This window comes from Pseudomonas putida (assembly GCF_025905425.1).
Taxonomy (GTDB): domain Bacteria; phylum Pseudomonadota; class Gammaproteobacteria; order Pseudomonadales; family Pseudomonadaceae; genus Aquipseudomonas; species Aquipseudomonas putida_AF.
On the sequence record NZ_CP109603.1, the window covers coordinates 3,387,581 to 3,414,032 of the forward strand.

At 63.4% G+C, this 26,452-nt stretch carries 22 protein-coding genes; 11 read left to right on the forward strand and 11 right to left on the reverse strand.

Features of this window, described 5'->3' with window-relative positions; all coding sequences use genetic code 11:
* The first annotated feature begins 8 nt into the window (after positions 1 to 8).
* Positions 9 to 1,874, forward strand: a complete 1,866-nt coding sequence (locus OGV19_RS15070) for an alkaline phosphatase D family protein (RefSeq protein WP_264309508.1) — start codon at positions 9 to 11, stop codon at positions 1,872 to 1,874.
* A gap of 120 nt (positions 1,875 to 1,994) precedes the next feature.
* Here OGV19_RS15070 and rssC read toward each other — a convergent pair whose 3' ends face one another.
* Positions 1,995 to 2,477: an anti-sigma factor antagonist RssC gene (gene rssC / locus OGV19_RS15075; protein ID WP_016500715.1), complete on the reverse strand. Its 483-nt coding sequence runs from the start codon at positions 2,475 to 2,477 to the stop codon at positions 1,995 to 1,997.
* Positions 2,474 to 3,658, reverse strand: coding sequence for a two-component system response regulator RssB (gene rssB, locus OGV19_RS15080; protein WP_027596602.1), 1,185 nt, complete (start codon positions 3,656 to 3,658; stop codon positions 2,474 to 2,476). Before rssB ends, rssC begins: the two co-directional genes overlap by 4 nt.
* Positions 3,659 to 3,928: 270 nt before the next feature.
* On the opposite strand from rssB, the gene OGV19_RS15085 reads away from it, so the two are divergent.
* The gene (locus OGV19_RS15085) at positions 3,929 to 4,228 is read left to right on the forward strand and encodes a PilZ domain-containing protein (RefSeq protein WP_264309509.1); all 300 of its coding nucleotides are present in this window, start codon (positions 3,929 to 3,931) and stop codon (positions 4,226 to 4,228) included.
* Positions 4,229 to 4,264: 36 nt separating this feature from the next.
* Here the strand turns inward: OGV19_RS15085 and OGV19_RS15090 are convergent, their stop codons facing one another.
* Positions 4,265 to 4,972, reverse strand: coding sequence for an MlaA family lipoprotein (locus tag OGV19_RS15090; RefSeq protein ID WP_264309510.1), 708 nt, complete (start codon positions 4,970 to 4,972; stop codon positions 4,265 to 4,267).
* A gap of 190 nt (positions 4,973 to 5,162) precedes the next feature.
* Between OGV19_RS15090 and OGV19_RS15095 the strand changes: the two genes are divergently transcribed.
* On the forward strand, positions 5,163 to 5,726 hold the full coding sequence (locus OGV19_RS15095; RefSeq protein WP_264309511.1) for an HAD superfamily inactivated hydrolase PcrP: 564 nt from the start codon (positions 5,163 to 5,165) through the stop codon (positions 5,724 to 5,726).
* 122 nt (positions 5,727 to 5,848) lie between these two features.
* On the forward strand, positions 5,849 to 6,112 hold the full coding sequence (locus tag OGV19_RS15100; protein WP_003248815.1) for a DUF4404 family protein: 264 nt from the start codon (positions 5,849 to 5,851) through the stop codon (positions 6,110 to 6,112).
* A 139-nt stretch (positions 6,113 to 6,251) separates the two neighbouring features.
* On the opposite strand, the gene queF is transcribed toward OGV19_RS15100, so the two are convergent.
* Together queF and OGV19_RS15110 are read right to left on the reverse strand one after the other, a co-directional pair.
* A complete protein-coding gene (queF, locus tag OGV19_RS15105) occupies positions 6,252 to 7,082 on the reverse strand; it encodes an NADPH-dependent 7-cyano-7-deazaguanine reductase QueF (RefSeq protein ID WP_264309512.1) in 831 nt (276 codons plus the stop codon).
* A 67-nt stretch (positions 7,083 to 7,149) separates the two neighbouring features.
* The gene (locus tag OGV19_RS15110; protein ID WP_264309513.1) at positions 7,150 to 7,656 is read right to left on the reverse strand and encodes a cupredoxin domain-containing protein; all 507 of its coding nucleotides are present in this window, start codon (positions 7,654 to 7,656) and stop codon (positions 7,150 to 7,152) included.
* Positions 7,657 to 7,818: 162 nt separating this feature from the next.
* Between OGV19_RS15110 and cinR the strand changes: the two genes are divergently transcribed.
* Positions 7,819 to 8,499, forward strand: coding sequence for a two-component system response regulator CinR (gene cinR, locus OGV19_RS15115; RefSeq protein ID WP_264309514.1), 681 nt, complete (start codon positions 7,819 to 7,821; stop codon positions 8,497 to 8,499).
* Positions 8,496 to 9,848, forward strand: coding sequence for a heavy metal sensor histidine kinase (locus OGV19_RS15120; protein WP_264309515.1), 1,353 nt, complete (start codon positions 8,496 to 8,498; stop codon positions 9,846 to 9,848). The genes cinR and OGV19_RS15120 overlap by 4 nt, the downstream gene beginning before the upstream one ends.
* Before the next feature lie 38 nt (positions 9,849 to 9,886).
* Here the strand turns inward: OGV19_RS15120 and OGV19_RS15125 are convergent, their stop codons facing one another.
* From OGV19_RS15125 to OGV19_RS15135, 3 genes are read right to left on the reverse strand one after another with little or no spacing between them, the layout of a single operon-like run.
* The gene (locus OGV19_RS15125; protein ID WP_264309516.1) at positions 9,887 to 11,128 is read right to left on the reverse strand and encodes a lipoprotein-releasing ABC transporter permease subunit; all 1,242 of its coding nucleotides are present in this window, start codon (positions 11,126 to 11,128) and stop codon (positions 9,887 to 9,889) included.
* A gap of 56 nt (positions 11,129 to 11,184) precedes the next feature.
* A complete protein-coding gene (gene lolD, locus OGV19_RS15130) occupies positions 11,185 to 11,868 on the reverse strand; it encodes a lipoprotein-releasing ABC transporter ATP-binding protein LolD (protein ID WP_172960376.1) in 684 nt (227 codons plus the stop codon).
* Between the two features lie 7 nt (positions 11,869 to 11,875).
* Positions 11,876 to 13,126 carry a lipoprotein-releasing ABC transporter permease subunit gene (locus OGV19_RS15135; protein WP_264309517.1) on the reverse strand — a complete coding sequence of 417 codons (1,251 nt, stop codon included), beginning with the start codon at positions 13,124 to 13,126 and terminating at the stop codon, positions 11,876 to 11,878.
* 93 nt (positions 13,127 to 13,219) lie between these two features.
* Here OGV19_RS15135 and OGV19_RS15140 point away from each other — a divergent pair, with 93 nt between their 5' ends.
* Positions 13,220 to 13,804 (forward strand): PilZ domain-containing protein, encoded by a 585-nt coding sequence (locus OGV19_RS15140; RefSeq protein WP_264309518.1) that lies wholly within the window; start codon positions 13,220 to 13,222, stop codon positions 13,802 to 13,804.
* Positions 13,805 to 13,834: 30 nt separating this feature from the next.
* Positions 13,835 to 14,551 carry a glycerophosphodiester phosphodiesterase gene (locus tag OGV19_RS15145; protein ID WP_264309519.1) on the forward strand — a complete coding sequence of 239 codons (717 nt, stop codon included), beginning with the start codon at positions 13,835 to 13,837 and terminating at the stop codon, positions 14,549 to 14,551.
* Positions 14,552 to 14,599: 48 nt separating this feature from the next.
* Here the strand turns inward: OGV19_RS15145 and sthA are convergent, their stop codons facing one another.
* The 3 genes from sthA to OGV19_RS15160 form a co-directional block, all read right to left on the reverse strand.
* The gene (gene sthA / locus OGV19_RS15150) at positions 14,600 to 15,994 is read right to left on the reverse strand and encodes a Si-specific NAD(P)(+) transhydrogenase (RefSeq protein WP_264309520.1); all 1,395 of its coding nucleotides are present in this window, start codon (positions 15,992 to 15,994) and stop codon (positions 14,600 to 14,602) included.
* 201 nt (positions 15,995 to 16,195) lie between these two features.
* Positions 16,196 to 17,194 (reverse strand): FAD:protein FMN transferase, encoded by a 999-nt coding sequence (locus tag OGV19_RS15155; protein ID WP_264309521.1) that lies wholly within the window; start codon positions 17,192 to 17,194, stop codon positions 16,196 to 16,198.
* A gap of 198 nt (positions 17,195 to 17,392) precedes the next feature.
* Positions 17,393 to 18,856, reverse strand: coding sequence for a glyceraldehyde-3-phosphate dehydrogenase (locus tag OGV19_RS15160; protein ID WP_264309522.1), 1,464 nt, complete (start codon positions 18,854 to 18,856; stop codon positions 17,393 to 17,395).
* Between the two features lie 167 nt (positions 18,857 to 19,023).
* Between OGV19_RS15160 and mfd the strand changes: the two genes are divergently transcribed.
* The 3 genes from mfd to OGV19_RS15175 are packed head-to-tail and all read left to right on the forward strand — an operon-like array spanning position 19,024 to position 26,404.
* The gene (mfd, locus tag OGV19_RS15165) at positions 19,024 to 22,473 is read left to right on the forward strand and encodes a transcription-repair coupling factor (protein WP_264309523.1); all 3,450 of its coding nucleotides are present in this window, start codon (positions 19,024 to 19,026) and stop codon (positions 22,471 to 22,473) included.
* A gap of 9 nt (positions 22,474 to 22,482) precedes the next feature.
* Positions 22,483 to 23,055, forward strand: coding sequence for a CsiV family protein (locus OGV19_RS15170; RefSeq protein ID WP_264309524.1), 573 nt, complete (start codon positions 22,483 to 22,485; stop codon positions 23,053 to 23,055).
* A gap of 1 nt (position 23,056) precedes the next feature.
* Entirely contained in the window at positions 23,057 to 26,404 is a 3,348-nt protein-coding gene (locus tag OGV19_RS15175; protein ID WP_264309525.1) for a DEAD/DEAH box helicase, read from the forward strand.
* The last annotated feature ends 48 nt before the right edge of the window (positions 26,405 to 26,452 follow it).

Below are 26,452 nucleotides of genomic sequence, written 5' to 3' on the forward strand. Positions count from 1 at the left end.
AGCTGTTGATGACCTCATCCCTACCCCTCGTTCTAGCCGGCCCGGTATTGCGCCGGCTGGAGCCGCAGCGCCTGGCCATCTGGCTGGTCGCCACGCAACCTTTGCAACCCGAGTTCGCCCTGGATGGCGCAGCGCATCCGGTTAACGTCGCTTGCCAGGTCATCCCGATAGGCCAGAACGCGTTTATCCATTTGCTGGATATCCGCTTCGCCCTGCCGCTCCCTTGCAACCAGACGCTGGGCTACGACCTGCTCATCGATGGCCAAGGCATCGCCGAGTGGGCAGCGCACCTGCTCTACCCCGGCGAAACACGGCCAAACTTCGTGCTGCGTGATCGCCTTGATCATGTGCTGCATGGCTCTTGCCGCAAGCCGCACCACCCCGCCGCCGACGGCCTGCTGTGCGCCGACCGTTTGCTGCAACAGTGCCAAGACCCCGAACAGCGCCCTGCCGTGCTGCTGATGACCGGCGACCAGGTGTATGCCGATGATGTCGCCGGGCCCATGCTGCGCGCCATCCACGCCCTGATCGAACGCTTGGGGCTGTTTGACGAACAGCTGGACGGTGCTGTCGTCGCGGACAGCGCGGCGCTCTATCGACACCCTGCCAGTTACTACCATCGCGCCGACCTGCTGCCAGCGCAGGAACGTAACGAAAGCCTGCGCGAGCGCTTTTTTGGCGGCAAACGCAAGCCGATCTTCTCGTCCAGCAACGCCGATAACCACCTGGTGACCTTCGCCGAAGTCATGGCCATGTACCTGCTGGTGTGGTCACCCGAACCCTGGCGCCTGGTGAACCTGGACATGCCTGCGGGGCTCACCGATGAACGCCAGGCGCGTTATCGGCACGAGCTACCACTGATTGAGGCGTTCGCCGGCAACCTGGGCCAGGTGGCGCGGGTGATGGCGCACCTGCCATGCCTGATGATTTTCGATGATCATGACATCACCGATGACTGGAACCTCTCAGCCCAGTGGGAAGAAACCGCCTACGGCCACCCGTTCTCGCGGCGGATCATCGGCAATGCGCTGCTGGGCTACCTGCTGTGCCAGGCCTGGGGCAACGACCCGGAGGGCTGCGGGCCACTGGTCGAACGCTGCCAGGTGCTGACGGGTAAGACACTGAACAACCAGGCGCAGGATGATCTGATCAGCGAAGTGCTGCGTTTCCAGGGCTGGCAGTTCAGCCTGCCCAGCAACCCACCGCTGCTCGTGCTCGACACCCGCACGCGCCGATGGCGTAGCGAAAGCAGCCTGGCCAAGCCATCGGGCCTGCTCGACTGGGAGGCGCTGAGCGAACTGCAACAGGCGCTGCTTGATCACCCTTCGGCGATTATCGTGTCGCCCGCGCCGATCTTCGGGGTAAAGCTGATCGAGACCGTGCAAAAGGTGTTCAGCTGGATGGGCTACCCGTTGCTGGTGGATGCCGAGAATTGGATGGCTCACCGGGGCGCGGCGCAGGTGATCCTGAACATTTTCCGCCACTCGCGCACGCCGGGGCATTACGTGGTGCTGTCAGGGGATGTGCATTATTCGTTCGTTTATGAAGTGCTGATTCGCCATCGCCAGCGCAGCCCGCACCTGTGGCAGATCACCAGCAGCGGGATCAAGAACGAGTTCCCCCGGCGATTACTGGATGTGCTCGACCGGCTTAACCGCTGGCTGTATTCACCGCGCTCGCCGCTTAACTGGTTTACCAAGCGGCGCGAGATGGAAGTGGTGCCGCGTACGCCCAGCGGTAGCAAGGCGGGTGAGCGATTATGGAATGGTGCGGGGTTGGGGCAGGTGTTTTTTGATGAGCAGGGGCGGCCCGCGCGGGTGTTTCAGCTGGATGCCGGTGGGCGGGATGTGACGGAGTTTGTCGGGCCGGAATGAGGGAGGTTTTTTAGCCTGTACCGGCCTCTTCGCGGGGCAAGCCCGCTCCCACAGTTGAGATGTAGTGAAGAACCTGTGGGAGCGGGCTTGCCCCGCGAAGAGGCCAGCACAGGCAATAAATCAGGTCCGCTCCAGCGCATTCACCAGGTCATGAAACGCTTCGCGGTTGGAGTCGTTCAACCCCATGAGGATCTTGTGCGCTTCCAGCACCTTGGACCGCACCACTTCCTCGTTCTGGTCCTGTGACGGCAAGTCGGTCAGGCACTCCGGGCACGGTATCGGGCGATCGACGATGTTGAACACCTGATCGAAACCCATCGACTGCAGCAACCGGGAAATATCCGGGTTGGTGGTGACCACGGTCGGCAGCAGCCCCACTTTCTGGCGCGACAGGATCGACAGTTTGGCCAGCAGGCCCAAGGTGGTGCTGTCGATGCTCTCGGTTTCAGTCAAGTCGATGACGATGGCCGAGAAGTTCAGCGCGGTAAAGATCTTCTCGATCGTCGCGTCCAGCGCCGAACACAAGGTCAGGCGCACTTCACCGACGAATTTCAGTACAAAGGTACCGCTTTGCTCGGCGAACTGAATTCTACCGGTACTCATTGAAGGTTCCTGCTCAACACCAATAGGGCGATATCATCCGGCATCTCCCCAAGCGTAGCCAATCCAAATCGTTGGCGCAGCCCATCCAGGCTGCCACCCGCTGCCTTGACGATTTCTGGCAAGGCGGCTTCTTTATCTTTGAGCGTGTCACCTGGCAAAAGGTCCAAAATGCCATCGGACATCAAGCTGAGGCTGAACACCGGCGGCAGCTCAACAACCAGGTCCTGGTAACTGGCCTCGTCGAACAACCCCACCGGCAGGCCACGGCCTTCCAGGTAGCGGGTATTGCCCGGGGTGTACAACACCGGCAGCGGCAGATGGCCGCCCACGGCATAGGTCAACAGCCCAGTGTCTTCGTCGATCACGCCACCCACCATGGTCACATGCTTGCCCAACTTGCAGTTGATCAGCCCGCGGTTGATGTGGCTGAGCACTTGCGAGGGCTTGAACTCACGCATCTTGCTGCCGCGCTTGAATTCGAACAACAGGCGCGTGGTCATGAACTTCAACAGCACCGTGACGAACGCCGACGAGGCACCGTGCCCAGAGACGTCGGCCAGGTAGAAGGCGATGCGGCGATCATCAACGCGGAAGTAGTCGGCAAAATCGCCCGACAGGTACAGCGACGGAATGATCTGGTGCTCGAAGGCGAACTCACCGGCCACCCAGGGGCTTTCTGGCAGCATGTTCATCTGCACCTGCCGACCGGCGGTCTGGTCTTCCTGCAACAGGTGCAGGCTGGCTTCAAGCTCACGGTTGGCGGCTTCGAGCTTGTCACGGTAGCGCTGGTTTTCCAGCACCAGGCGCGAACGGTCGAGGGCTCGGCGCACCGAGTGCTCAAGCACGGCAAGGTCTTCCAGCGGCTTGATCAGGTAGTCGGCAGCGCCCAGGCGCAAGGCCTCGACCGCATCGCTCATGACGCCGGCACCGGACACCACGATCACCGGCAATTGCGGCGCGCGCTCGCTGATCTGGCGGATCAGTTCGAGCCCGCCCATCTGCGGCATGCGCAGATCGCAGATCACGAGGTCGGGCTGGTGTTCTTCGAAGACCTGAAGCCCCTGCTGGCCATTACCGGCCTGGAGGACGCTGAAACCACTGTCTTCAAGATAGGCGGCGAGGCTCGCACGGACCACGTCGTCGTCATCGATGATCAGCAGCGTTGCACTGGTTTTCTGCATGTGGGCGAACGGCGCCGATTTGGGTTGGTGCAGCGGTGTCGGCAAGGCTGACGGCCAGCTACGGGAATACTCTGTGGTAACACTCTACTTGAGTTGTAGGACAAGAAGTCCGGCCCGGCAACTGTCAGAGGAACCTTGTAAGGCGCAGACGGTACTCCCATCCGCCAGGCGTTTCAAGGGTACGAGGGTCGACCTCGCCGCTCTTTACAGGGCAAATCACCGGGAGTTATAAGAAAGCCGACCAGTGCAACCCGATGGGAAGGACGCAGCATGCCCCAGACGCCCTCCAACCACGCCGAAAAACGCGATTTCATCCGCATGCGTATCGATACCGAGGTGAGCCTGTTGCACGAAGGCCAGGTGATCGCGGCGGTGTGTCTGGACCTGTCCAGCGGGGGCATGCAGGTGCAGGCGCCGCAACGTTTTCAGGTAGGGGAGACGCTTGAGGTGCGGATCGATTCTGATCACCCGGCGCTCAAGGGGTTGCACGCCAGCACCGAGGTGGTGTGGATCGCCGATCAGCCCGGTGGGCATCAGAAGTTCGGCTTGCGCATTCTGGCCATGCATTGATGCAAGGGGCTGCACGGCAGCCCCCCTGTGCACGTATCAGAAGTCGTCTTCGACTTCGCCGTCCTTGACCTTGAACTCGCGGTTCTGCAGGTAGGCGTTGCGAATGAAGATGTACTTGTCGCCTTGTATCAGTTTTTCGGCCGACAACAGGCTGGCACGGGTATCGACAACGTCCACCGCGAAGGTCGTGTTCCGCGTCGGTACGTGGTTGATGTAGCGGTAGGGTTCGGTGTAGCTGTCCGGGTACTTGGCCAGGCCGTCACGCACCGTGCTTGGGCCCAGCAACGGGATGACCACGTAAGGGCCGCTGCCCACGCCCCAGTAACCCAGGGTCTGGCCGAAATCTTCGTCGTTGCGTTGCAGGCCCATTTTGGTACCGACGTCGAAGAAGCCGCCAATGCCGAACGTGGTGTTGACGATCAAGCGTGCAGTATCCACCCCGGCCGCATGGGGCTTGAGCTGCAGCACGTCGTTGACCAGGTTGGTCACGTCGCCCAGGTTGCGGAAGACATTGTGGATGCCATCTTCGAGGAATTGCGGGGTCACCGCCTGGTAGCCCTTGGCCAATGGCTTGAGGGCATAGGTGTCGACGGTATCGTTGAACCTGAAGATCGGGCGGTTGACCGTCTCCCAAGGGTCCTCCTCGGTGGCCGCCTGGGTAGCCGCCACGGGCGCCAGCAGCAAGCTGGCGCAGACACAGGCCTGGGTGACTCGCTCGATCACACCGGCACCGATCCTACGCATAGATGTCTCTCCATCGAATTTCTTGGCCGCAGCCGCACCGGGCGCGCTGCTGTAAGGCGCAAGTATAAGGGCTTGCGGGCTGATCACCAGCATTACACATTTTTGCTCAAGATTTTGTGAACGTATGTTGCGTCGTCATCGACCGGTAACAATAGCGGCCTAGCCTGCGGAGTATTTCAGGGAAGTTGCCATGCACGATGCGTCCGCCTTCACTGCTGTGCTGTTCGGCCTGCGTGGCTGCCTGGTCCAGGGTGCGAACGGCCACCCGCTGCCCGCGCCCGGCGCCCTGGCAACACTCGCCAGCCTGCGCCAGCGCCAGGTGCCCTGCATTTGGCTGGACGACCTGAGTGCCACACACGCCAAACGCCTGGCCAACGTGCTGCCCGACTGGCTGCCGGGCCATGCGGTGAACGGCGTGCGCTGGCCCGCACCGAATGCCTGCTGGCAGGCGCTGATGGCACTGGACAGCGCGCGCCTGGATGGCTGCGTACTGGTCAGCGGCGAACCTGCGTTGCTGCAATCAGGCTTGAACGCTGGGTTGTGGACCGTGGGCCTGGCCGCCTGCAGCCCTTACTGCGACCTCAGCTCCCAGCACTGGCAAGCCATGAGCCAGCAGGAACAAGACCTGGCCCGCGGCAAGGCCACCCTCGAGCTGTTCAGCCTGGGCGTGCACTCGGTGATCGACCACCTGGAAGCGCTGGACACCTGCCTGCAAGACATCGCCCTGCGGCGGCGCAAGGGTGAAAAACCCTGATACAGCACCTTTGACGCGGATCATGCAAAGCGGCTGCGAGTGGATTACAGTGAAAGCAGGCCAGAACCTTTGCCGCTTCGCCGAGGTCCATGCCTTGCCAAGCCATTGATGGAGAAAAGCCAATGCCTGCCCGCGAATTGCAAGAGCGACTGAACAGCTTGCGCGAGCAACTGGACCGCAACGTGCCACTTTCGGAAGAAGAGCTGGCCGCCCTGCATGAGGAAGCCAGACAGATAGAGGCGCAGCTGAAGCTTGAAGAAGCCACGCCGGACAACAACCTGGTGGATGGGGTTAATCTGGCGATCGAGCGCTTCGAAGCCGATCACCCGGACCTGACCGCCACCCTGCGCAGCATTGCCAACTCGCTGCACAGCATGGGTATCTGAATAGCTGGGGGCACTTCGCACCCCTTTCGCGGGCAAGCCCGCTCCCACAGGTTTCAGCGCTGCCCTGTGGGAGCGGGCTTGCCCGCGAATGGGGCGCGAAGCGCCCCCAAAATCTCACTGCAACGACACAACCAGGCGCTTACTGCCGAACCAGCCGACCATTCACCGGGCTGATCGCCCCCATGCTGCGGTACGGGTTGATATCCAGCCCACCCCGGCGCACATACCGCGCATACACGGTCAAATGCTCCGGCTGCAGCAGGTTCTTCAAATCCAGGTAGATGCGCTCCACGCACTGCTCATGGAAGTCGGCATGCTGACGGAAGCTGATCAGGTAAGTCAGCAGGCTGGCATGATCCAGCGCCCTGCCCTTGTACTCGACTACCACGCTCCCCCAATCCGGCTGGCCGGTGACTGGGCAGTTGGACTTGAGCAAATGGCTGTGCAAGGTCTCTTCAACCACCCGCTGTGCATCGCAGCGCAGTAACTCGGGTTGCGGCTGTTCATAGTTGCTGATGGCCACATCCAGCCCATCGATGCACTGCCCCGGCAAGGCCACAACGCCCTGAGCCTCCACCTCGGCCAAGGTGCGCACCTTGACGCTGACCGGCTTGCCGGCCGCTGCGGACAAGTCCTTCTCCAGGCAGGCTTGCAGCTCGCCAATCGAGGCAAAAACAGTCTGGTTCAGCGAGTTCAGGTACAACTTGAACGACTTGGACTCGATGATATTCGGCGAGTCCGCAGGAATGGCAAACTCACCGATGGCCACCACCGGCTTACCCGACGGCAGCAACCACGACAGCTCGAAGCAGTTCCAGTAGTCCACGCCCTGCCACGGCAGGGTCTGGGCAGTGACGCCCAGCTCGGCCCACTTGGCGGTACGCGGGATCGGGAACAGCTGCTCAGGGGAGTAGGTAGCGATGTATTCGCTGGACTTGCCCAGCGGGGAGTGTTCGGCGGCGGGATGCATGGAAACTGACCTGAAGGTTCGAAATGCCCCTAGTCTACCGTTTTTGCGCCCCGCCTTGGGCCTGATGTCACTCGATGGTCAATGGCCCAACCATCCCCGCCTGGTAATGCCCGGGCACGTTGCAGGCAAATTCGATGGGCGCCGACTTGCGGAACGTCCAGGTCAGCTCGGCACGCTGGCCGGGCTGCACCAGCACGGTATTGCCCGCGCCGTGGCCGTGGCCTTCGCCATGGTTCATCTGGCCGTGATCCATGCCCTCATGGTTCATGCCTGCGGTGAACAGTTTGCCTTGCATCGCGATCATTTCTTTCTGGTGCTCGGCGTGCATAGCCTTGTCACCCAGGTTGAATTCGTGGGGCAACTTGCCTTCATTGATCAGCACGAAGCGCACCGTCTCGCCCGCCTTGGCTTCCAGGCGTTTCGGCTCGAAGGAAATGTCCTTGAGCACCACCTCGACCGTGCGGGTGGCCTTGTCGGCCGGGGCGGGCTCGCCGAAGGCGAAACCGTTGGCACTGCCGGCAAAGGCAGGCAGGCTTGCCAGGGCAAGGGCGGTGGCGATGAACAGGCGTTTCATGATGACTCCAAACTACATAACAGGATGAGAACACCTTAATAAGGTGGGGCTGGCAGCTACCTGACGGGAAGATTACAACTTTGTCAGTTTGGGCGAGCACCCACATCGTCACGTATCATTTCCCGATAGACGCCGCGCCCCCTCCCGAACTGTGGACACCGCATGAAACTGTTGATCGTCGAAGACCAGGCCCGCACCGGCCAATACCTGAGCCAAGGCCTCAGCGAAGCAGGCTTTGCCACAGAACTGGCGGCCGATGGCGAAACCGGCCAACACCTGGCACTCAGCGGCGATCACGACTTGTTGATCCTCGACGTGATGCTGCCAGGCCGTGACGGTTGGCAGATTTTGCAAGCGGTGCGCCAGGCCGGCCTGGACACCCCCGTGCTGTTCCTGACCGCCCGCGATGCCGTCGAGGATCGGGTGCATGGCCTGGAGCTGGGCGCTGATGATTACCTGGTCAAGCCGTTCGCCTTCTCCGAACTGCTGGCCCGGGTGCGCAGCCTGCTGCGTCGCGGCGCCAGCCCGAGCCAGGACACCACCTTGAGCCTGGCCGACCTGCGCCTGGACCTGATCCGTCGCCGCGCCGAGCGTGCCGGCCAGCGCATCGACCTCACCGCCAAAGAGTTCGCCCTGCTCGAATTGCTGCTGCGCCGCCAAGGCGAGGTGCTGCCCAAGTCGCTGATTGCCTCGCAGGTCTGGGACATGAATTTCGACAGCGACACCAACGTCATCGAAGTGGCGATCCGCCGCCTGCGGCTGAAGATCGACGACCCGCACACCAACAAGCTGATCCACACCGTACGGGGCATGGGCTATGTGCTGGAGGAGCGTCAGGATTGATGCGCCGACGCTCTCTCGGCAGCCGCCTGGCGCTGCTGTTCGCGGCCTGCACAGCGGCTGTCTCGCTGGGTGCCGGCGTGCTGTTCAGCCGTGCCAGCGAGCAACACTTCATTGAGCTCGACCAACAACTGCTCGAATCACGCCTGTCGCTGTTTCGCACGCAACTGGCCGGCGTCGCCACCCCCGCCGAGCTGCACACCCGCCTCCCTGCCCTGCGCGACGAGCTCAGCCACCAGGCTGACCTGGCCCTGCGCATCAGCGGTCACGACGGCGCGCCGTGGTTCGACAGCCGCACGCAATTGCCCGACACCACACCCCCCTCGGGGCTTGCGACCCTGCATACCGACGGCGCCGATTACCGCAGCCTGGCAATGCCGCTGAACCCGGCCGAACCACAGTCCGCGCAGCTGACGCTGTACCTCGACATCACCCACCATCAGCATTTCCTGCAGGGCATGCAGCGCCTGATCTGGCTAACCGTCGGCCTCTCGGCCCTGGCCACTGCGCTGCTCGGCGCCTGGGCCGTACGCAGGGGGCTGCGGCCACTGCGGCAGATGGGCCAGGTCGCGGCCAGCGTGTCGGCCCGCTCGCTGACCACCCGCCTGCCTGTGGCGCAGATGCCGGAAGAGCTGGCCGAACTGGCCACCACCGTGAACGCCATGCTGCAACGCCTGGACGATGCTTTCCAGCGCCTGTCGGCATTCTCCGCCGACATCGCCCACGAACTGCGCACGCCGCTATCCAACCTGCTGACCCACACCCAGGTCACCCTCACCCGCCCGCGCAGCCTGGAAGAATACCGCGAGGCCTTGCATGGCAACCTGGAGGAGCTGCAGTGGATGGCGCAGATGATCAACGACATGCTGTACCTGGCCAAGGCCGATCATGGCTTGCTGGTGCCGGGGCAGGTTGCGCTGGCGTTGCATGAGGATGTGGATGCGTTGCTGGAGTACTACGCGCCCCTGGCCGAAGACCGCAACGTGACGCTGCTGCGCGAAGGCCAGATGCGGCTGCAGGGGGACCGCCCCATGCTGCGTCGCGCGTTGTCGAACCTGCTCGACAATGCCTTGCGCTTCACCCCGCCCGGTGGGCAGGTACGCGTGACGCTGGAGCCTGGGTTACGGGTTTGCGTGGCCAATACCGGGGCGGCAATAGAACCCGCTGCATTGCCACGCTTGTTCGATCGGTTCTACCGGGTGGACCCGGCACGGCGCGAAGGCAGCACGGAGCACGCCGGGTTGGGGCTGGCGATTACCCGGTCGATCGTGCAGGCGCATGGCGGGACTATTCGGGCAGAGTGCGAGGGTGGCTGGACGCGGTTTGTGATCGAGTTACCTGATCACGCCTGATTGGGGCCGCTGCGCGGCCCCAAAATCTCAGACAATACTCAAACCGCCAGGCCAATCGCCGGCTGCACCTGCGATGCTCGATACGCCGGGTAAATGGTCGCCAAGAAGCTCATCACCAACCCCGCCGCACAGATGATCGCCACATCCCCCCACTGTAGCTCCGACGGCAGGCTGCTGATGAAGTACACATCCGAGGTGAAGATGTGCTGGCCGCTGACCCGCTCCAGCCAGCCAACGATCTGGCTAACATTGAACGCGGCAATCACCCCCAGCACACCGCCGATCAAGGTGCCCACGATGCCGATCAGGCTGCCCTGAACCATGAACGTACCCATGATCTGCGCAGGCGTGGCGCCCAGGGTGCGCAGGATGGCGATGTCCGGCCCCTTGTCGTTCACCACCATGACCAGCGTGGCGATGATGTTGAACGCCGCCACCGCGATGATCATCATCAGCAGCAGGCCGATCATGGTCTTTTCCATCTTCATGGCGCTGAACAAGCTGCCCTGGGTGTGCGACCAGTCATCGGCGTGGTAGGCATCGCCCAGCCCGGCAGCGATGGCCTTGGACACCTGCGGCGCCGCATACAGGTCATGCAGCTTGAGCCGCACACCTTGCACCTGGCCCGGTGCCCAGCGCTGCATTTCGCCTGCATCGGCTACGTGAATGTAGGCCTGCGAGCCATCCAGCTCGGCGCCGACCTTGAAGATACCGACCACGGTCAGGCGCTGCATGCGCGGTGTGATGCCACCCGGCGCCTTGCTGATTTCCGGCACGATCAGGGTCAGTTTGTCGCCCGTGTTCAAGCGAAAACGCCGGGCGCTCAGCTCCCCGATGACCACGCCGAACTCACCCGGTTTCAGGTCCTGCAAACGGCCCTGGACAATATGCTGGCCGACAATCGAGACCTTGCCTTCCTCGGCCGGGTCGATACCGCTGACCTGGATCGGCTGCATCGCCCCCTTGTACGAGAGCATGCCCTCCATCTCGGTGATCGGCGCCGCGGCCATCACCGCCGGGTCTTTCAATGCGGCATCGGCGACCGTGCGCCAGTCATCCAGCGGCTGCACGCCCAGGATGCTGGCATGAGGCACCAGGCCGAGAATGCGCGAGCTCATCTCACGCTGGAAGCCGTTCATTACCGACAGCACCACGATCATCGCCAGCACGCCCAGCGACAGGCCGATCATCGAGGTCATCGAGATGAACGAGATGAAATGGTTGCGGCGCTTGGCACGGGTGTAGCGAGCACCAATGAACAAGGGCAAGGGTCTGAACATGTAAAACACCCAATGAAAGAGTTGCGGGGCGGCTCAGGCCACCCCGTGCAAGCGGCTCAGATCGCCACCAGGTGACCGTCGTCGAGTTTCAGTACACGGTCCATCTGGCGCGCCAGGTTGAGGTCGTGGGTCACCACCAGGAACGCGGTACGCGAAGCGCTGGACAGCTCCTGCATCAGTTCCTGGATGCCCTGGGCGGTGTGGTGGTCGAGGTTACCGGTCGGTTCGTCGAGCATCACCAGGCCCGGGCGGTTGACCAGGGCACGGGCAATCGCCACACGCTGACGCTCACCGCCGGACAACTCGGCAGGCTTGTGGTGCAGGCGGTGGCCAAGGCCGACGCGCTTGAGCAGTGCCTCGGCGCGCTCGCGGGCCTCAGGGATCGCGGTGCGGCCGATCAACAGCGGCATGCACACGTTCTCCATGGCAGTGAATTCGGGCAGCAGGTGGTGGAACTGGTAGACGAAACCCAGTGCCCGGTTGCGCAACAGCCCACGCGCGCGCTCACCCAGTGCCGACAGCTCCTCGCCCGCCAGCCAGACACTGCCTTGGGTGGGCGTGTCGAGGCCGCCGAGCAAGTTGAGCAAGGTGCTCTTGCCCGAGCCCGAACTGCCGACGATGGCCACGCGCTCACCCGGGTGCAGCTCCAGCTGCAGGCCAGACAGCACCTGTACCGACTCCGGGCCTTCGTCGTAGGACTTGCCCAGGTTGCGGCAACTCAGAACGGCTTTATCACTCATGCGCGACTCACTCATAACGTAGCGCCTCTGCAGGCTGGGTGCGGGCCGCACGCCAGGCCGGGTACAGGGTGGCGAAGAAACTCAGGACCAGCGCCGCGGCGCAGACCATGTACACGTCATTGGCCATGATCTGCGACGGCAGGTAATCGATGAAATAGACGTCGGCGTTGAGGAACTTGTGCCCGATCAGCGTCTCGATGCCGGCAATCGCCGCGCTCACATTCAGCGCGGCAAGGATGCCGACGCCGGCGCCGATCAAGGTGCCAATCACCCCGATCACCGTGCCCTGAACCATGAAGATGGCCATGATCTGCCCAGGCGTGGCGCCGAGGGTGCGCAGGATCGCGATATCGCCGCGCTTGTCGTTGACCACCATCACCAGGGTGGAAATGATATTGAACGCCGCCACTGCCACAATCAGCAGCAACAGCAGGCCGATCATGGCCTTTTCCATGCGGATCGCCTGGTACAGGTTGCCATGGGTGCGGGTCCAGTCACGGCTGTAGAACTCCTGGTCGCCCAGGTGCTGGGCGATGTCCCACGCCACGCGCGGCGCCTGGAACAGGTCGTCGAACTTCAGGCGCAGGCCCTGCACCTGGTTCGGCTTCCAGCGGTGCAGCCGGGACAGGTCGTTGATGTTGGTCAGGCCCAGGTAACCGTCGATTTCGCCGGCGCCCACGTGGAAGGTACCCACCACGGTGAAGCGCTTCATGCGTGGGAACATGCCGGCCGGGGTCACACTGACCTCGGGGGCGACGAAGGTCAGCTTGTCGCCGACGGCCACACCCAGCTTGGCTGCAGCCTTGTCGCCGATCATGATGCCCCACTCGCCCGGTGCCAGCTGGTCGAGGCGGCCTTGCTGGACGAAGTTGTCAATGATCGACACCTCGCGCTCGCGTGCCGGATCGATGCCGTTGAGCAGCACCTTCTGCACCTTGCCATCATGGGTCAGCAGGCCCTGCATCTGGGTGAAGGGCGCAACCGCCACCACCTGCGGATTCTGCTTTACTTGTTGGGCAAGCGCTGACCAGTCGTCAAGCGGCTGGCCGCTCTCGAGCGTGGCATGGGGAATCATGCCCAGCACGCGGGTGCGCATCTCGTGGTCGAAACCGTTCATGACCGAGAGCACCACGATCATCACCACCACGCCCAGGGCGAGGCCGATCATCGAGGTCAGGGAAATGAACGAGACGAAGTGATTGCGGCGTTTAGCACGGGTATAACGCGTGCCGATAAATGCGAAAAGAGGTCTGAACATGTCGGGGCTTGTTCGGATGAAAGGGAACGTCCTTGTGGCGAGGCGCATACGGCGGCTTTACACTCGGACCACCGCCGCTACCATGGGTTCGCCATGACGACATTAGACGAAGAAGATCGCCGCGAATACTACCGCATCGAAGATCAGATCGCACTTCAAATCAACCCCTTGAGTGCGTCCGAAGCCCTTGAGCCAGAAGTGTTGCAGGATGATTCACCGCTATTCAACCTGCTCAGCGAGCTGCACCTGTCCGACTTCGAAGCCCAGCACTTGCTGCGCCAGTTGAGTGACAAGGACCGCACACTCGCGGCCTTTCTGCGGGCGCAAAGCAAACGCCTCGACCTGCTCAGCGCTGTGGTCGCGCAAACGCTCATCGGCGAAATCGGCCAGCCGCAGGCAGTGGTCATTTCCGAAGGCGGCATCGAGTTCACCCAGGCCCGGCCCATCGCCCCCGACACCCGCGTCAAGGTGAAGATGGTGCTGATGCCCCGCGCCCACGGCCTGCTGCTGCGCGGCAAGGTTACCCACTGCGACCCGCGCCCGGACGGCAGTTTCGAGGTCGGCACCGAATTCACCGACATGACCGACGCCCAGCGCCAACTGCTGGCCCGTTACATCCTGCAGCGCCAGCAACAGCAACGGCGCCAGCAGCTGGAACAGAACGACCCTGCTTCCTAAGCCTTTTCCCTTTGAATTGAAGGAACGAACGTGACCCTGATCTACGGCCATCGCGGCGCCAAGGGCGAAGCGCCCGAAAATACCCTGAACAGCTTCCGCCAATGCCTGTCCCACGGCGTCAACCGCTGCGAGCTGGACCTGCACCTGTCGGCCGACAACGAACTGATGGTGATCCACGACTCGACCCTCAAACGCACCACCGGCCGACGCGGCAAGGTGGTCGAGCACCCGGCCGCCGACCTGGCCAGGATCGATGCGCGCAAGGGTGGACCGGGCTGGGTACAGCCCTGCCCCATCCCGAAACTGGAAGAGCTGTTCGAAAAATGCGACTTCGAGCACTGGCAACTGGAGGTCAAGAGCGCCTCGCGCACCCGCGCCGCCAGCACCGTGCTGGCCATTCGTGAACTGGCCCAGCAATACGGCCTGCTGGACAAGGTCACCATCACCTCAAGCTCACGCGAAGTGCTGGGCGCCGCCCTGGAGCTGGTGCCGGACGTGGCGCGTGGGCTGGTGGCCGAATACGCCTGGCTCGACCCGCTGAAGGTCGCGCAGAACTATGGCTGCGAGCTGCTGGCATTGAACTGGACACTGTGCACCCCCGAGCGCCTGCTCAAAGCCCAGGGCCAGGGGTTGCACGTGTCGGTGTGGACGGTCAACGAACCGGCACTGATGCGCCGGCTCGCTGATTTTGGCGTGGACAGCCTGATTACAGACTTTCCCGGTTTGGCCAAGACCACCCTCGGGTAGGGCTGAAATCGGTCTCCCCGACCGGCTCAGGCCACCGGCCGGAGCCGCTTAAAAAAGCCGGTTCAGGCCGTCGTAGGCAGCTACCCGATAGGCCTCGGCCATGGTCGGGTAGTTGAACGTGGTGTTGACGAAGTACTTCAGGTTATTCAGCTCGCCAGGCTGGTTCATGATCGCCTGGCCGATGTGGACGATTTCCGAAGCCTGGTAGCCGAAGCAGTGCACGCCGAGGATTTCCAGGGTTTCGCGGTGGAACAGAATCTTCAGCATGCCTTGTGGCTCGCCGGCGATCTGCGCGCGCGCCATGCCCTTGAAGAAGGCCTTGCCCACTTCGTACGGCACCTTGGCCTGGGTCAGCTCCTGCTCGTTCTTGCCGATCGAGCTGATCTCCGGAATGGTGTAGATGCCGGTCGGTACGTCATTGACGAAGCGCCAGCTGCCATTGTCGACGATGCTGCCGGCCGCCGAACGGCCCTGGTCGTGGGCGGCACTGGCCAGGCTCGGCCAGCCGATCACGTCACCGGCACCGTAGATGTTCGACACGGTGGTGCGGTAGGCCTCGTCGACCTCGATCTGGCCACGGCTGTTGACCTTGATGCCGATGTTTTCCAGGCCCAGCTTGTCGGTGTTGCCGGTACGGCCGTTGCACCACAGCAAGGCATCGGCCTTGATCTTCTTGCCCGACTTCAGGTGCAGGACCACACCGTTGTCCAGGCCTTCGACCCGCTCGTACTCCTCGTTATGGCGTACGGTGATGTTGTTGTTGCTGAAGTGGTAGCTCAGCGCCTGGGAAATTTCCGAATCCAGGAAGCTCAGCAACTGGCCACGGTTGTCGACCAGCTCGACCAGCACACCCAGGCCGCTGAAGATCGATGCGTATTCGCAACCGATCACGCCGGCGCCGTAGACGATCAGTTTGCGCGGGGTGTGGCTGAGGCTGAGGATGGTGTCGCTGTCGTAGACGCGCGGGTGATGGAAGTCGATATCGGCTGGGCGATACGGGCGCGAGCCGGTGGCGATGATGATCTGCTTGGCGTTGAGCTTTTCCACCACACCATTGGGGCACACCACTTCGATGGTCTGCTCGTCAGCGAAGCTACCGGTACCGAAGAACAGGTCGACACGGTTGCGTGCGTAGTAGCCGGTGCGCGAGGCGACTTGCTTGGCAATGACCTTCTCGGCGCTCTTGAGCACGTCCGGGAAGGAGAACCAGCGCGGCTCGCCAATGGCGCGGAACATCGGGTTGGTGTTGAACTGCATGATCTGCCGCACCGAGTGACGCAGTGCCTTGGACGGGATGGTGCCCAAGTGGGTGCAGTTGCCGCCGACCTGGCGACGGCTGTCGACCATCGCCACCTTGCGCCCTGCTTTGGCGGCGTTCATTGCCGCGCCTTCTCCGGCCGGGCCGGAACCCAGCACCACTACGTCGTAGTTGTAGACAGCCATGCGTACTCCTTCAGAACTGGCCCGCGAGTCACGGTGGCTCGCGGGGCGCGATCATGTCGCCGGGGCGCCATGAGAAAATTCGGTTGCAGTCTAATCAAGCGTGAACGCCGCGCACATTAACCCTTGGTCGCGTCGTAGGCCAATTTTGCCTGCACTACATGTGGTTCACCGATTCCCTGGCGATCTTCCATCCTTGCGCTTTCACTTGCCTTTCATTGCCCGCGCAAACGCAGGGGTCGCTCGGGAGACGAAGCCACCCTCGGCCCGAGTCACCAGCACGGCGGCCAGGTTGTGGCTGATGGCGAAATCCCAGCCGCGCTCCGGCCCGAGGATCAGCAGCAAGGTCGAGTAGCCGTCGGCCCGCAGCGCCGAGGCATCGAGCACGGTGACGGCGGCCAGATCGTGTTCGACCGGGCGCCCGAGACGGGCATCGAAGGTGTGCGAATAGCGCCGGCCATTCTGCTCGAAATAGTGGCGATAGTCACCCGAGGTCGATACCGAAAGGCCATCTACCGAGATGACCTGGCGGGCGATCTGGCGGTCTTCACGGGGCAGCTCCAGGGCGATGCGCCAAGCGCTGCCATCAGGCTTGCGGCCAACGGCCTTGAGCTCGCCGGTGGCTTCGGCGATGAAGCTTGAGATACCCATGCCACGCAGGCGCTCGGCGATCAGGTCGACGGCGTGGCCGGCGGCGATGCTGTTGAAATCCAGCTCAACGGGGGCATCCTTGCACAGAGCCTGGCCCTCGATGCGCAGGTGCTGGTAGCCCACGCGCAGGCGTGCCTGGGCCAGCGCTTGCGGGTCGGGCACCTGCTCGTGACGCGCCTGGGGGCCGAAGCCCCAGAGGTCGAGCAACGGCTCCACAGTGAGGTCGAAGGCGCCGGCACTTTGTGCGGCCAGGTGCTGGCCGAAGCGGACCAGTTCGAGCATGTCGCGCGGGAGCGCCAGGCACTGGTTGGCCGGCAGCTGGTTGAACTGGCTGACGGTGGAGTCGCCACGATAGGTCGAGTAGTGCTGATCAATGCCCTGCAGGATGGCCTCGACGGCGGCCTGCACCTGGGCAGGGCCTGGGCCGGCGGGTTCGCGGACGTACTGGATGCTGTAGCTGCTGCCCATGGTCGGGCCGCCCAGGCGTTCCAGGGTCGGGCCTTGGTTGCAGGCGGTTAGAAGCATCAGGAGGAGTAGCAGGGTTGCGCGCAAATTGAAGTTCTCAGCTGCCTGAACTAGCCTCTTCGCGGGGCAAGCCCGCTCCCACAGAATCACCTCAATCTAGAAGATGTCAGTTCTTCTGTGGGAGCGGGCTTGCCCCGCGAAGAGGCCGGTACCGACACTATAAAATACCGGGCAAAAAAAACGGGAACCCGAAGGTTCCCGTTTTTTCATTGCCTTACAAGCGAATCAGCGTGGAAACGCTGGCGGGTTCACACCGGCCATGTCTTCCATCACACGAACCACCTGGCAGCTGTAACCGAATTCGTTGTCGTACCAGACGTACAGTACAACGCGGTTATCGTTAGCAATGGTGGCTTCGGCATCAACCACACCGGCGTGGCGCGAACCAACGAAGTCGGTCGAAACCACTTCCTGGGAGCTGACGAAGTCGATCTGCTTGTGCAGTTCCGAGTGCATGGCCGTCTGGCGCAGGTACTCGTTGATCTCTTCGCGGGTGGTGGCCTTTTCCAGGTTCAGGTTAAGGATGGCCATCGAAACGTTCGGCGTCGGCACGCGAATGGCGTTACCGGTCAGCTTGCCCTTGAGCACTGGCAGCGCCTTGGCGGCAGCAGTGGCGGCACCGGTCTCGGTGATGACCATGTTCAGCGGCGCGGCGCGGCCACGGCGGCTGCCCTTGTGGAAGTTGTCGATCAGGTTCTGGTCGTTGGTGAATGAGTGAACGGTTTCGACGTGACCATTGATGATGCCGTACTGGTCGTTGACAGCCTTCAGCACCGGCACGATGGCGTTGGTGGTGCAGGAAGCGGCCGAGATGATCTTGTCATCGGCAGTGATGTCACCGTGGTTGATGCCGTGCACGATGTTCTTCAGCGCGCCCTTGCCAGGTGCGGTGAGGATCACGCGGGCAGCGCCCGGGCAGGCCAGGTGCTGGCCCAGGCCGTCGGCGTCCCGCCATACACCGGTGTTGTCGACGATCAGCGCGTTGTCGATGCCGTACTGGGTGTAGTCGACTTCGCTAGGGCTCTTGGCGTAGATAACCTGGATCAGGTTGCCGTTGGCGGTGATGGTGTTGTTGGCTTCGTCGATGGTGATGGTGCCATCGAACGGGCCGTGCACCGAGTCACGGCGCAGCAGGCTGGCACGCTTGACCAGATCGTTCTCGGCGCCTTTGCGCACGACGATGGCACGCAGGCGCAGGCCGTCGCCACCACCGGTCTTCTCGATCAGGATGCGCGCCAGCAGGCGGCCGATGCGGCCGAAGCCATACAGGACGACGTCGGTGCCTTTACGGGCCGAAACGTTCTGTTGGCCAACCACGTCGGCCAGCTCTTCACGCACGAACTGCTCGGCGCTGCGGCCGTTGCCTTCCTGCTTGAACTTGTTGGCCAGCTTGCCCAGGTCGACCGAAGCGGCGCCCAGTTTCAGCTCGCTCATGGCCTTGAGCAGGGGGAACGTCTCGTGGACAGACAGTTCGGTCTCGTCGGCCTGACGATGACGCGCAAAGCGGTGTGCTTTGAGGATCGAGATAACCGAACGGTTGATCAGGCTGCGGCCATAAATCGAGCTCACCACGTTGTTGTTGCGGTAGAGCTGACCGATAAGCGGGATCATCGCTTCAGCCAATGCTTCACGATCAATCCACTCACCAAGACACTGGTCGGGCTTCTGAGTCACGGGAACCTTCCACATGTAGGGACAGAAAAAAGGGGCTACATTATGACGCCCCAACGCGGAACGGGCAATGAGCGCCTGTCGCGGCAGTCAGAGCCAGTGTTCATGGCCTTTGGAGCCTGACAGCAGGCACCGGCACCGGTACAATCGATCTCTTTGCCGCAACGCTTGGAGTGCAATCTCCCGTGTCAGTTCTGCGCCTACCGCAACTGTCGGCCACGGCCGGCAAACAAACCTGGGGCAACCTGCCCGGTGCCGCCCTCAGCCTTGCCATTGCCGAAGCCGCCAGCAGCGCTGGCCGCTTTACCTTGCTGCTGACAGCCGACAGCCAGGCCGCCGACCGCCTGGAGCAGGAGCTGCGCTTCTTTGCCCCGGACCTGCCGGTGCTGCCCTTCCCAGACTGGGAAACCCTGCCCTACGACCTGTTCTCGCCGCACCAGGACATCATCTCCCAGCGCATTGCCAGCCTGTACCGGCTGCCGGAGCTGAGCCACGGCATTCTCGTCGTACCGATCACCACCGCCCTGCACCGCCTGGCGCCAACCCGCTTTTTGCTGGGCAGCAGCCTGGTGCTGGACATCGGCCAGACCATCGACGTCGAGCAGATGCGCACACGCCTCGAAGCCAGCGGCTACCGCTGCGTCGACACGGTGTACGAGCATGGCGAATTCGCCGTGCGCGGCGCCCTGATCGACCTGTACCCCATGGGCAGCAAACTGCCCTACCGCATCGACCTGTTCGATGACGAAATCGAAACGCTGCGCACGTTCGACCCCGAGACCCAGCGTTCCATCGACAAGGTCGATTCGGTACGCCTGCTGCCGGCGCGCGAGTTCCCGATGCAAAAAGAGGAAGTGACCCGCTTCAAGGCACGCTTTCGCGAGCGCTTCGACGTGGACTTCCGCCGCAGCGCGATCTTCCAGGACCTGGCGAGCGGCATCATCCCCGCCGGCATCGAGTACTACCTGCCGCTGTTCTTCGAAGAAACCTCGACCCTGTTCGACTACCTGCCCAGCGACACCCAGGTGTTTTCCCTGCCGGGCGTCGAACAGGCCGCCGAGCACTTCTGGAACGACGTGCGCGGGCGCTACGAAGACCGCCGTGGCGACCTGAGCCGGCCGCTGCTGCCGCCTGCCGAGCTGTTCCTGCCGGTGGAAGACTGTTTCGCCCAGCTCAAGCAATGGCCCCGGGTGGTGGTCAGCGCCGAAGACCTCGACCCTGGCGCCGGCCGTGAACGCTTCCCGGCACGCCCCCTGCCAGAGCTTGCCATCGAAGCCAAGGCCAACCAGCCGCTGGCAGCGCTGGCAAGCTTCCTCGACCAGTTCCCCGGCCGCGTACTGTTCACCGCAGAATCTGCGGGCCGTCGCGAAGTGCTGCTGGAGCTGCTCGAACGCCTGAAGCTGCGCCCGCACACCGTCGAAGGCTGGACCGACTTCATCACCGGCTCTGAGCGCCTGGCGATCACCATCGCCCCGCTCGACGAAGGCCTGGTGCTGGACGACCCGGCCATTGCCCTGATCGCCGAGAGCCCGTTGTTCGGCCAGCGCGTGATGCAGCGCCGGCGCCGCGACAAACGCGGCGAGGCGGCCAACGACGCCGTGATCAAGAACCTCACCGAGCTGCGCGAAGGCGCGCCGGTGGTGCACATCGACCATGGCGTGGGCCGCTACCTGGGCCTGGCCACCCTGGAGATCGACGGCCAGGCCGCCGAGTTCCTCACCCTGGAATACGCCGAGGGCGCCAAGCTTTACGTGCCGGTGGCCAACCTGCACCTGATCGCCCGCTACACCGGCAGCGATGACGCCCTGGCGCCGCTGCACCGGCTTGGCTCCGAGGCTTGGCAGAAGGCCAAGCGCAAGGCCGCCGAACAGGTGCGCGATGTTGCCGCCGAATTGCTCGATATCTACGCCCGCCGCGCCGCGCGCAAGGGCTACGCTTTCGCCGACCCGGCCGCCGACTACGCCACCTTCAGCGCCGGCTTCCCCTTCGAAGAAACCCCCGACCAGCAGAACGCCATCGAAGCGGTGCGCGCCGACATGCTCGCGGCCAAGCCGATGGACCGCCTGGTGTGTGGCGATGTTGGCTTCGGCAAGACCGAAGTGGCCATGCGCGCCGCGTTCATCGCCGTGCACAGTGGCCGCCAGGTGGCCGTGCTGGTGCCGACTACCCTGCTCGCCCAGCAGCACTACAACAGCTTCCGCGACCGCTTCGCCGACTGGCCGGTGACGGTCGAGGTGATGAGCCGCTTCAAATCCGCCAAGGAAGTAGCCAGCGCGGCGGCGGACCTGGCCGAAGGCAAGATCGACATCCTCATCGGCACCCACAAGCTGCTGCAGGACGATGTGCGTTTCAAAGACCTGGGCCTCGTGGTAATCGACGAAGAGCACCGTTTTGGCGTGCGCCAGAAAGAGCAGCTCAAGGCGCTGCGCAGCGAAGTGGATATTCTCACCCTGACCGCCACGCCGATTCCGCGCACGCTGAACATGGCCGTGGCCGGCATGCGCGACCTGTCGATCATCGCCACGCCGCCCGCGCGGCGCCTGTCGGTGCGCACTTTCGTCATGGAGCATAACAACAGCACGGTCAAAGAAGCCCTGCTGCGTGAACTGCTGCGCGGCGGCCAGGTGTACTACCTGCACAACGACGTGAAAACCATCGAGAAGTGCGCCGCAGACCTCGCCGAACTGGTCCCGGAAGCGCGCATCGGCATCGGCCACGGCCAGATGCGCGAGCGCGAGCTGGAACAGGTGATGAGCGACTTCTACCACAAGCGCTTCAACGTGCTGATCGCCTCGACCATCATCGAGACTGGCATCGACGTGCCCAGCGCCAACACCATCGTCATCGAACGCGCCGACAAGTTCGGCCTGGCCCAGTTGCACCAGTTGCGTGGCCGGGTCGGTCGTAGCCACCACCAGGCCTACGCCTACCTGCTGACACCCGCGCGTCAAAAGGTCAGCAGCGACGCCGAGAAACGCCTGGAGGCCATCGCCAACACCCAGGACCTGGGCGCCGGCTTTGTCCTGGCCACCAACGACCTGGAAATCCGCGGCGCCGGCGAACTGCTGGGCGAAGGCCAGAGCGGGCAGATCCAGGCCGTGGGCTTTACCCTCTACATGGAAATGCTCGAACGCGCGGTCAAGGCCATCCGCAAGGGTGCCCAGCCAAACCTTGAGCAGCCGCTGGGTGGCGGCCCGGAGATCAACCTGCGCCTGCCGGCCCTGATCCCCGAGGACTACCTGCCCGATGTGCATGCACGCCTGATCCTCTACAAACGCATTGCCTCGGCCGCCGACGAAGAAGGCCTCAAGGACCTGCAGGTAGAGATGATCGACCGCTTCGGCCTGTTGCCGGAGCCGACCAAGAACCTGATGCGCCTGACCTCGCTCAAGTTGCAGGCGGAAAAGCTCGGCATCAAGAAAGTCGATGCCGGCCCCAATGGCGGCAAGCTCGAGTTCGAGGGCGAAACCCCGGTCGATCCGCTGACCTTGATCAAGCTGATCCAGGGCCAACCCAAACGCTACAAGTTCGAAGGCGCCACCCAGTTCCGTTTCCTGGTACCGATGGAACGCCCCGACGAACGTTTCAATACCCTTGAGGCGCTGTTCGAGCGCCTGACCCCACAGTCTGCCTAAGGAAGATCCATGCGTGCCATCCGTTGCCTGACCCTGCTGCTGGCGCTGTTCGCGCCAGCCGCCTTCGCCGAAGGCCTGTATCAGGTAGAAATGCTCCTGGTGCGGCAAAACAGCGTCCCCGCCTTCACCAGCCCGTTCGCGCCCGAAGACTGGAGCGCCGGCGCCCCGCGCCTGGACAAGGGCGCCGAGCGCCCGCTGGGGCTGGACGATGAAACCACCCGCCTGCAGGCCACCGCCGACTACACCGTGCTGATGCACAAGGCCTGGCAGCAGCAGGTCGGCAGCGAGCCCAGCCGCATCGCCCTGGGCGAGGGTGAAGAGCAGTTCGGCCACTTCCCCATCGAAGGCAACCTGAGCATCGCCGAAGGCCGCTTCATCGCCGTGGAAGCCAACTTCTGGGTCAACCAGCTCGATGGCAACGGCAGTGTGCTGCGCAGCGAGCAGTTCAAGCAGAGCAACAGCAACGTCAAGGGCGGCCAGTTGACCTTCCTCGACGGCGGGCACCTGGCGGTGCTGCTGAAGGTGACACCGGCAGGGATGCGCAAACTGCCGCAGATGGACCCGGAGATGATGGAGCAGTGATGTGAGCGAGAGCGATGCGCAGTTTTTTGTCCGGGAACATAACGGATGGACGTTCACGTTTGATCGCAAAACCCTGCAACGCGGCCTCGACTATGCCGAGGAAGGTAGAAGCGAAATCGTATCGATCCTGGACCTGACCATCCGCGCTCAATGCCTGGGCTCTGGAGGCCGCGCCTACTACCAACGCATCACGCTGGACATGACCGAGGACGGCCTTCAATGCGAGGGGACGTGCTCGTGCCCGGTGGGTGGCAATTGCAAACACTGTGCGGCAGCGCTCTATGTACTGCAACGCGGCCCGGACTATGCCGAGGGCACGCCTGACGAGCCCCTTGCCGCCCCCCAATCAGCGCAGCACTCACTTGAACTGCCCCCCGAACTTGCGCACTGGGTCGAGGCACTGGAAGTACCGGCGCCCCCCGCCACGGAACCTGCCAAGCGTAAGGGGCCTGCACTCTACTACGTGGTGAGCAACCACCATGGCCGCTGCATGCTCAGCGTGTTCAAAGGTTCCCGGCAGGCCGATGACACCCTGAAGCTGGGCCGCCCCAACTCGATGCCCGAGCTCATCTACTACACGCCCAAGTACGTGACCGATGAGGACTTGCGCGCCCTGCGGCTGATCGACGCCCTCAGCAAGGATTACAGCCTGCCCATTGCACGCCTGGAAGGCAAAAAGGGCGCCGAGCTCTACGAATATGCGCTCGCCACTGGCCGCTTGCTGTACGACCAACAAGAGACACCATTGGCTGAAGGCCCCGACCTGCAGGCTGAGTTTCGCTGGATGCGGCTGGACAACGGCAGCTATCGCGGCGCCTGGCACCATGATGACAGCGCCCACACACTGGCACTGCCGCTCGACCCGCTCTACTACGTGGACACCCAAACCAGGCAGACAGGCAAGCTGCTGCATGACCTTGACCCGTTCATTGCCAGCCAACTGGCCAGCGCACCAACGGTCCCCGAACACCTGATCATCCCCTTGAGCCATCGCTTGAACGCATTGAATCGTCAGGTCCCGACCCCTACCACCGTGCGTAGCGAACAGATCGACAACATCGAGCCTCGCCCTCACCTGACCCTGGGCAGCTTAGAGTTCAGCGCCTACACGCCCAAGACCGGCCGCATGCAACGCCAGATGCAGCACCGCGCTGCGCTCTCGTTCGACTACGATGGCCTGCGTGCCAGCGGCAACGACGACAAACCACTGACCCGCCTGGTGGACGCCACCAGCCAGCGCATTCGTCGCCAGCCCAAGACCGAGCAGGCGTTGCGCAAGACGCTACGCGACCTGGGCTTCAAGGCCGCCACCCGGCAAAGCAAGGCCCTGCCCGACAGCGCCGGCGAAATGCACCAACTGCCCGATGACGAGGCCTGGCTGCACTTCGCCCGCAACGGCCTGGCGCGCCTGCGTGAAGCCGGCTGGGTAATCGACATCCACCGCGATTTTGCCTTCAACCTGCAAGAGGTGGACGACTGGTACGCCAGCATCGACGAAGCCCCTGGGCATGAATGGTTCGACCTGGAACTGGGCATCGTGGTCGATGGCCAGCGCCACAGCCTGCTGCCGATCGTGCTGCAGCTGCTGCGCAGCAGCCCGGAACTGCTGCGCCCCAACGAACTGGCCCGGCGCAGCGACGACGAACACTTGCTGATCGACCTTAACCGTGGCCGCCTCGACAGCCCCGCACTGCGCGTTGCCCTGCCCTACGGCCGGATCAAGGCGGTGATGGGCACCCTTGGTGAACTCTACCTGCATGAAGACGCCGCGGGCCCGTCGCTGCGCCTGGACCGGGCCGATGCCGCGCGCCTGAACGAACTCGATCATTTACCCCTGCACTGGGAAGGCGGCGCGCATGTGCGCGACCTGGGCAAACGCCTGCGCGATGCGCGCGACCTGCAGGTCGAACCGCCCGAGCAACTGAATGCCACCCTGCGCCCTTATCAGCAACAAGGCCTGAACTGGATGCAGGCCCTGCGCGAAATGGGCACCGGCGGTATCCTCGGCGACGACATGGGCCTGGGCAAGACCCTGCAGACCCTGGCCCATCTGTTGCTCGAAAAACAGTCCGGGCGCCTGACCACCCCTGCCCTGGCCGTGATGCCGACCAGCCTGGTACCGAACTGGCTCGACGAGGCTGAACGCTTTGCCCCCGACCTGCGCGTCCTGGCACTGCATGGCCCGGGGCGCAGCAAGCATTTCGCCACGCTGCACGATTACGACTTGGTGCTCACCACCTACGCCCTCGCCCCCCGCGACCTCGAACACTTGCGTACGCAGCACTGGCACGTACTGGTGCTCGATGAGGCGCAGAACATCAAAAGCAGCACCAGCAAGGCCGCCCTCGCCGTCTGCGAGCTGCAGGCCGAGCAACGCCTGTGCCTGACCGGCACGCCCATGGAAAACAACCTCGGCGAGCTGTGGTCGATCTTCCACTTCCTGATGCCCGGCTGGCTGGGCGACCTTAAGCGGTTCAACCAGGATTACCGCACCCCCATCGAACGTCATGGCGACGCTGAGCGCCTAGCCCACCTGGCCAACCGCATCCGCCCGTTCCTGCTGCGCCGCACCAAGGAACAGGTGGCCACCGAACTGCCCGCCAAGACCGAGATGGTCCACTGGGTCGAGCTCAGCGATGCCCAGCGCGATACCTACGAGGCCGTGCGCGTGGCCATGGACAAGAAGGTGCGCGACGAGATCGCCCGCAACGGCGCCTCCCGCAGCCAGATCGTCATCCTCGACGCCCTGCTCAAGTTGCGCCAGGTGTGCTGCGACCTGCGCCTGGTGAAGGGCGTGGAAACCAAAGGCAACCAGGCCGACAAAGGCAAGCTCGGCGCTTTGCTGGAAATGCTCGAAGAATTGCTCAGCGAAGGCCGCCGGGTACTGTTGTTCTCCCAGTTCACCTCGATGCTGGCACTGATCGAGCAAGAGCTGCAGAAGCGCAACGTCCGTTACAGCCTGCTGACCGGCGACACCCGTGACCGTCGCACACCGGTGCAGGAATTCCAGCGCGGGGACAGCGAGGTGTTCCTGATTAGCCTCAAGGCGGGCGGTACCGGGCTGAACCTGACTGCCGCGGACACGGTGATCCACTTCGACCCCTGGTGGAACCCGGCCAGCGAGAACCAGGCCACCGACCGCGCCTACCGCATAGGCCAGGACAAGCCGGTGTTCGTGTTCAAACTGATCACCCGCGGCACGGTGGAAGAGAAGATCCAGCAGTTGCAGCAGGAGAAGGCCGCGCTGGCGGCAAGCCTGCTCGATGGCGGGCAGGCGGGGCAGTGGCGGCTGGGGGATGATGAGATCGAGGCACTGTTTGCCCCCTTGCCCGGGAAGCGCGGCCGCTAGCAGTCAGTACCGGCCTCTTCGCGGGGCAAGCCCGCTCCCACAAAAAAT

What these genes read in the sequence shown, in the direction of transcription:
- rssB (WP_027596602.1), bottom strand. Translation starts at nt 3,658, where the DNA reads ATGCAGAAAACCAGTGCAACGCTGCTGATCATCGATGACGACGACGTG.
- queF (WP_264309512.1), bottom strand. Translation starts at nt 7,082, where the DNA reads ATGCATCCCGCCGCCGAACACTCCCCGCTGGGCAAGTCCAGCGAATAC.
- OGV19_RS15140 (WP_264309518.1), top strand. Translation starts at nt 13,220, where the DNA reads ATGACGACATTAGACGAAGAAGATCGCCGCGAATACTACCGCATCGAA.
- sthA (WP_264309520.1), bottom strand. Translation starts at nt 15,994, where the DNA reads ATGGCTGTCTACAACTACGACGTAGTGGTGCTGGGTTCCGGCCCGGCC.
- OGV19_RS15125 (WP_264309516.1), bottom strand. Translation starts at nt 11,128, where the DNA reads ATGTTCAGACCCTTGCCCTTGTTCATTGGTGCTCGCTACACCCGTGCC.
- OGV19_RS15160 (WP_264309522.1), bottom strand. Translation starts at nt 18,856, where the DNA reads ATGTGGAAGGTTCCCGTGACTCAGAAGCCCGACCAGTGTCTTGGTGAG.
- cinR (WP_264309514.1), top strand. Translation starts at nt 7,819, where the DNA reads ATGAAACTGTTGATCGTCGAAGACCAGGCCCGCACCGGCCAATACCTG.
- OGV19_RS15110 (WP_264309513.1), bottom strand. Translation starts at nt 7,656, where the DNA reads ATGAAACGCCTGTTCATCGCCACCGCCCTTGCCCTGGCAAGCCTGCCT.
- OGV19_RS15135 (WP_264309517.1), bottom strand. Translation starts at nt 13,126, where the DNA reads ATGTTCAGACCTCTTTTCGCATTTATCGGCACGCGTTATACCCGTGCT.
- OGV19_RS15170 (WP_264309524.1), top strand. Translation starts at nt 22,483, where the DNA reads ATGCGTGCCATCCGTTGCCTGACCCTGCTGCTGGCGCTGTTCGCGCCA.
- rssC (WP_016500715.1), bottom strand. Translation starts at nt 2,477, where the DNA reads ATGAGTACCGGTAGAATTCAGTTCGCCGAGCAAAGCGGTACCTTTGTA.
- OGV19_RS15100 (WP_003248815.1), top strand. Translation starts at nt 5,849, where the DNA reads ATGCCTGCCCGCGAATTGCAAGAGCGACTGAACAGCTTGCGCGAGCAA.
- OGV19_RS15095 (WP_264309511.1), top strand. Translation starts at nt 5,163, where the DNA reads ATGCACGATGCGTCCGCCTTCACTGCTGTGCTGTTCGGCCTGCGTGGC.
- lolD (WP_172960376.1), bottom strand. Translation starts at nt 11,868, where the DNA reads ATGAGTGATAAAGCCGTTCTGAGTTGCCGCAACCTGGGCAAGTCCTAC.
- OGV19_RS15085 (WP_264309509.1), top strand. Translation starts at nt 3,929, where the DNA reads ATGCCCCAGACGCCCTCCAACCACGCCGAAAAACGCGATTTCATCCGC.
- OGV19_RS15090 (WP_264309510.1), bottom strand. Translation starts at nt 4,972, where the DNA reads ATGCGTAGGATCGGTGCCGGTGTGATCGAGCGAGTCACCCAGGCCTGT.
- OGV19_RS15070 (WP_264309508.1), top strand. Translation starts at nt 9, where the DNA reads ATGACCTCATCCCTACCCCTCGTTCTAGCCGGCCCGGTATTGCGCCGG.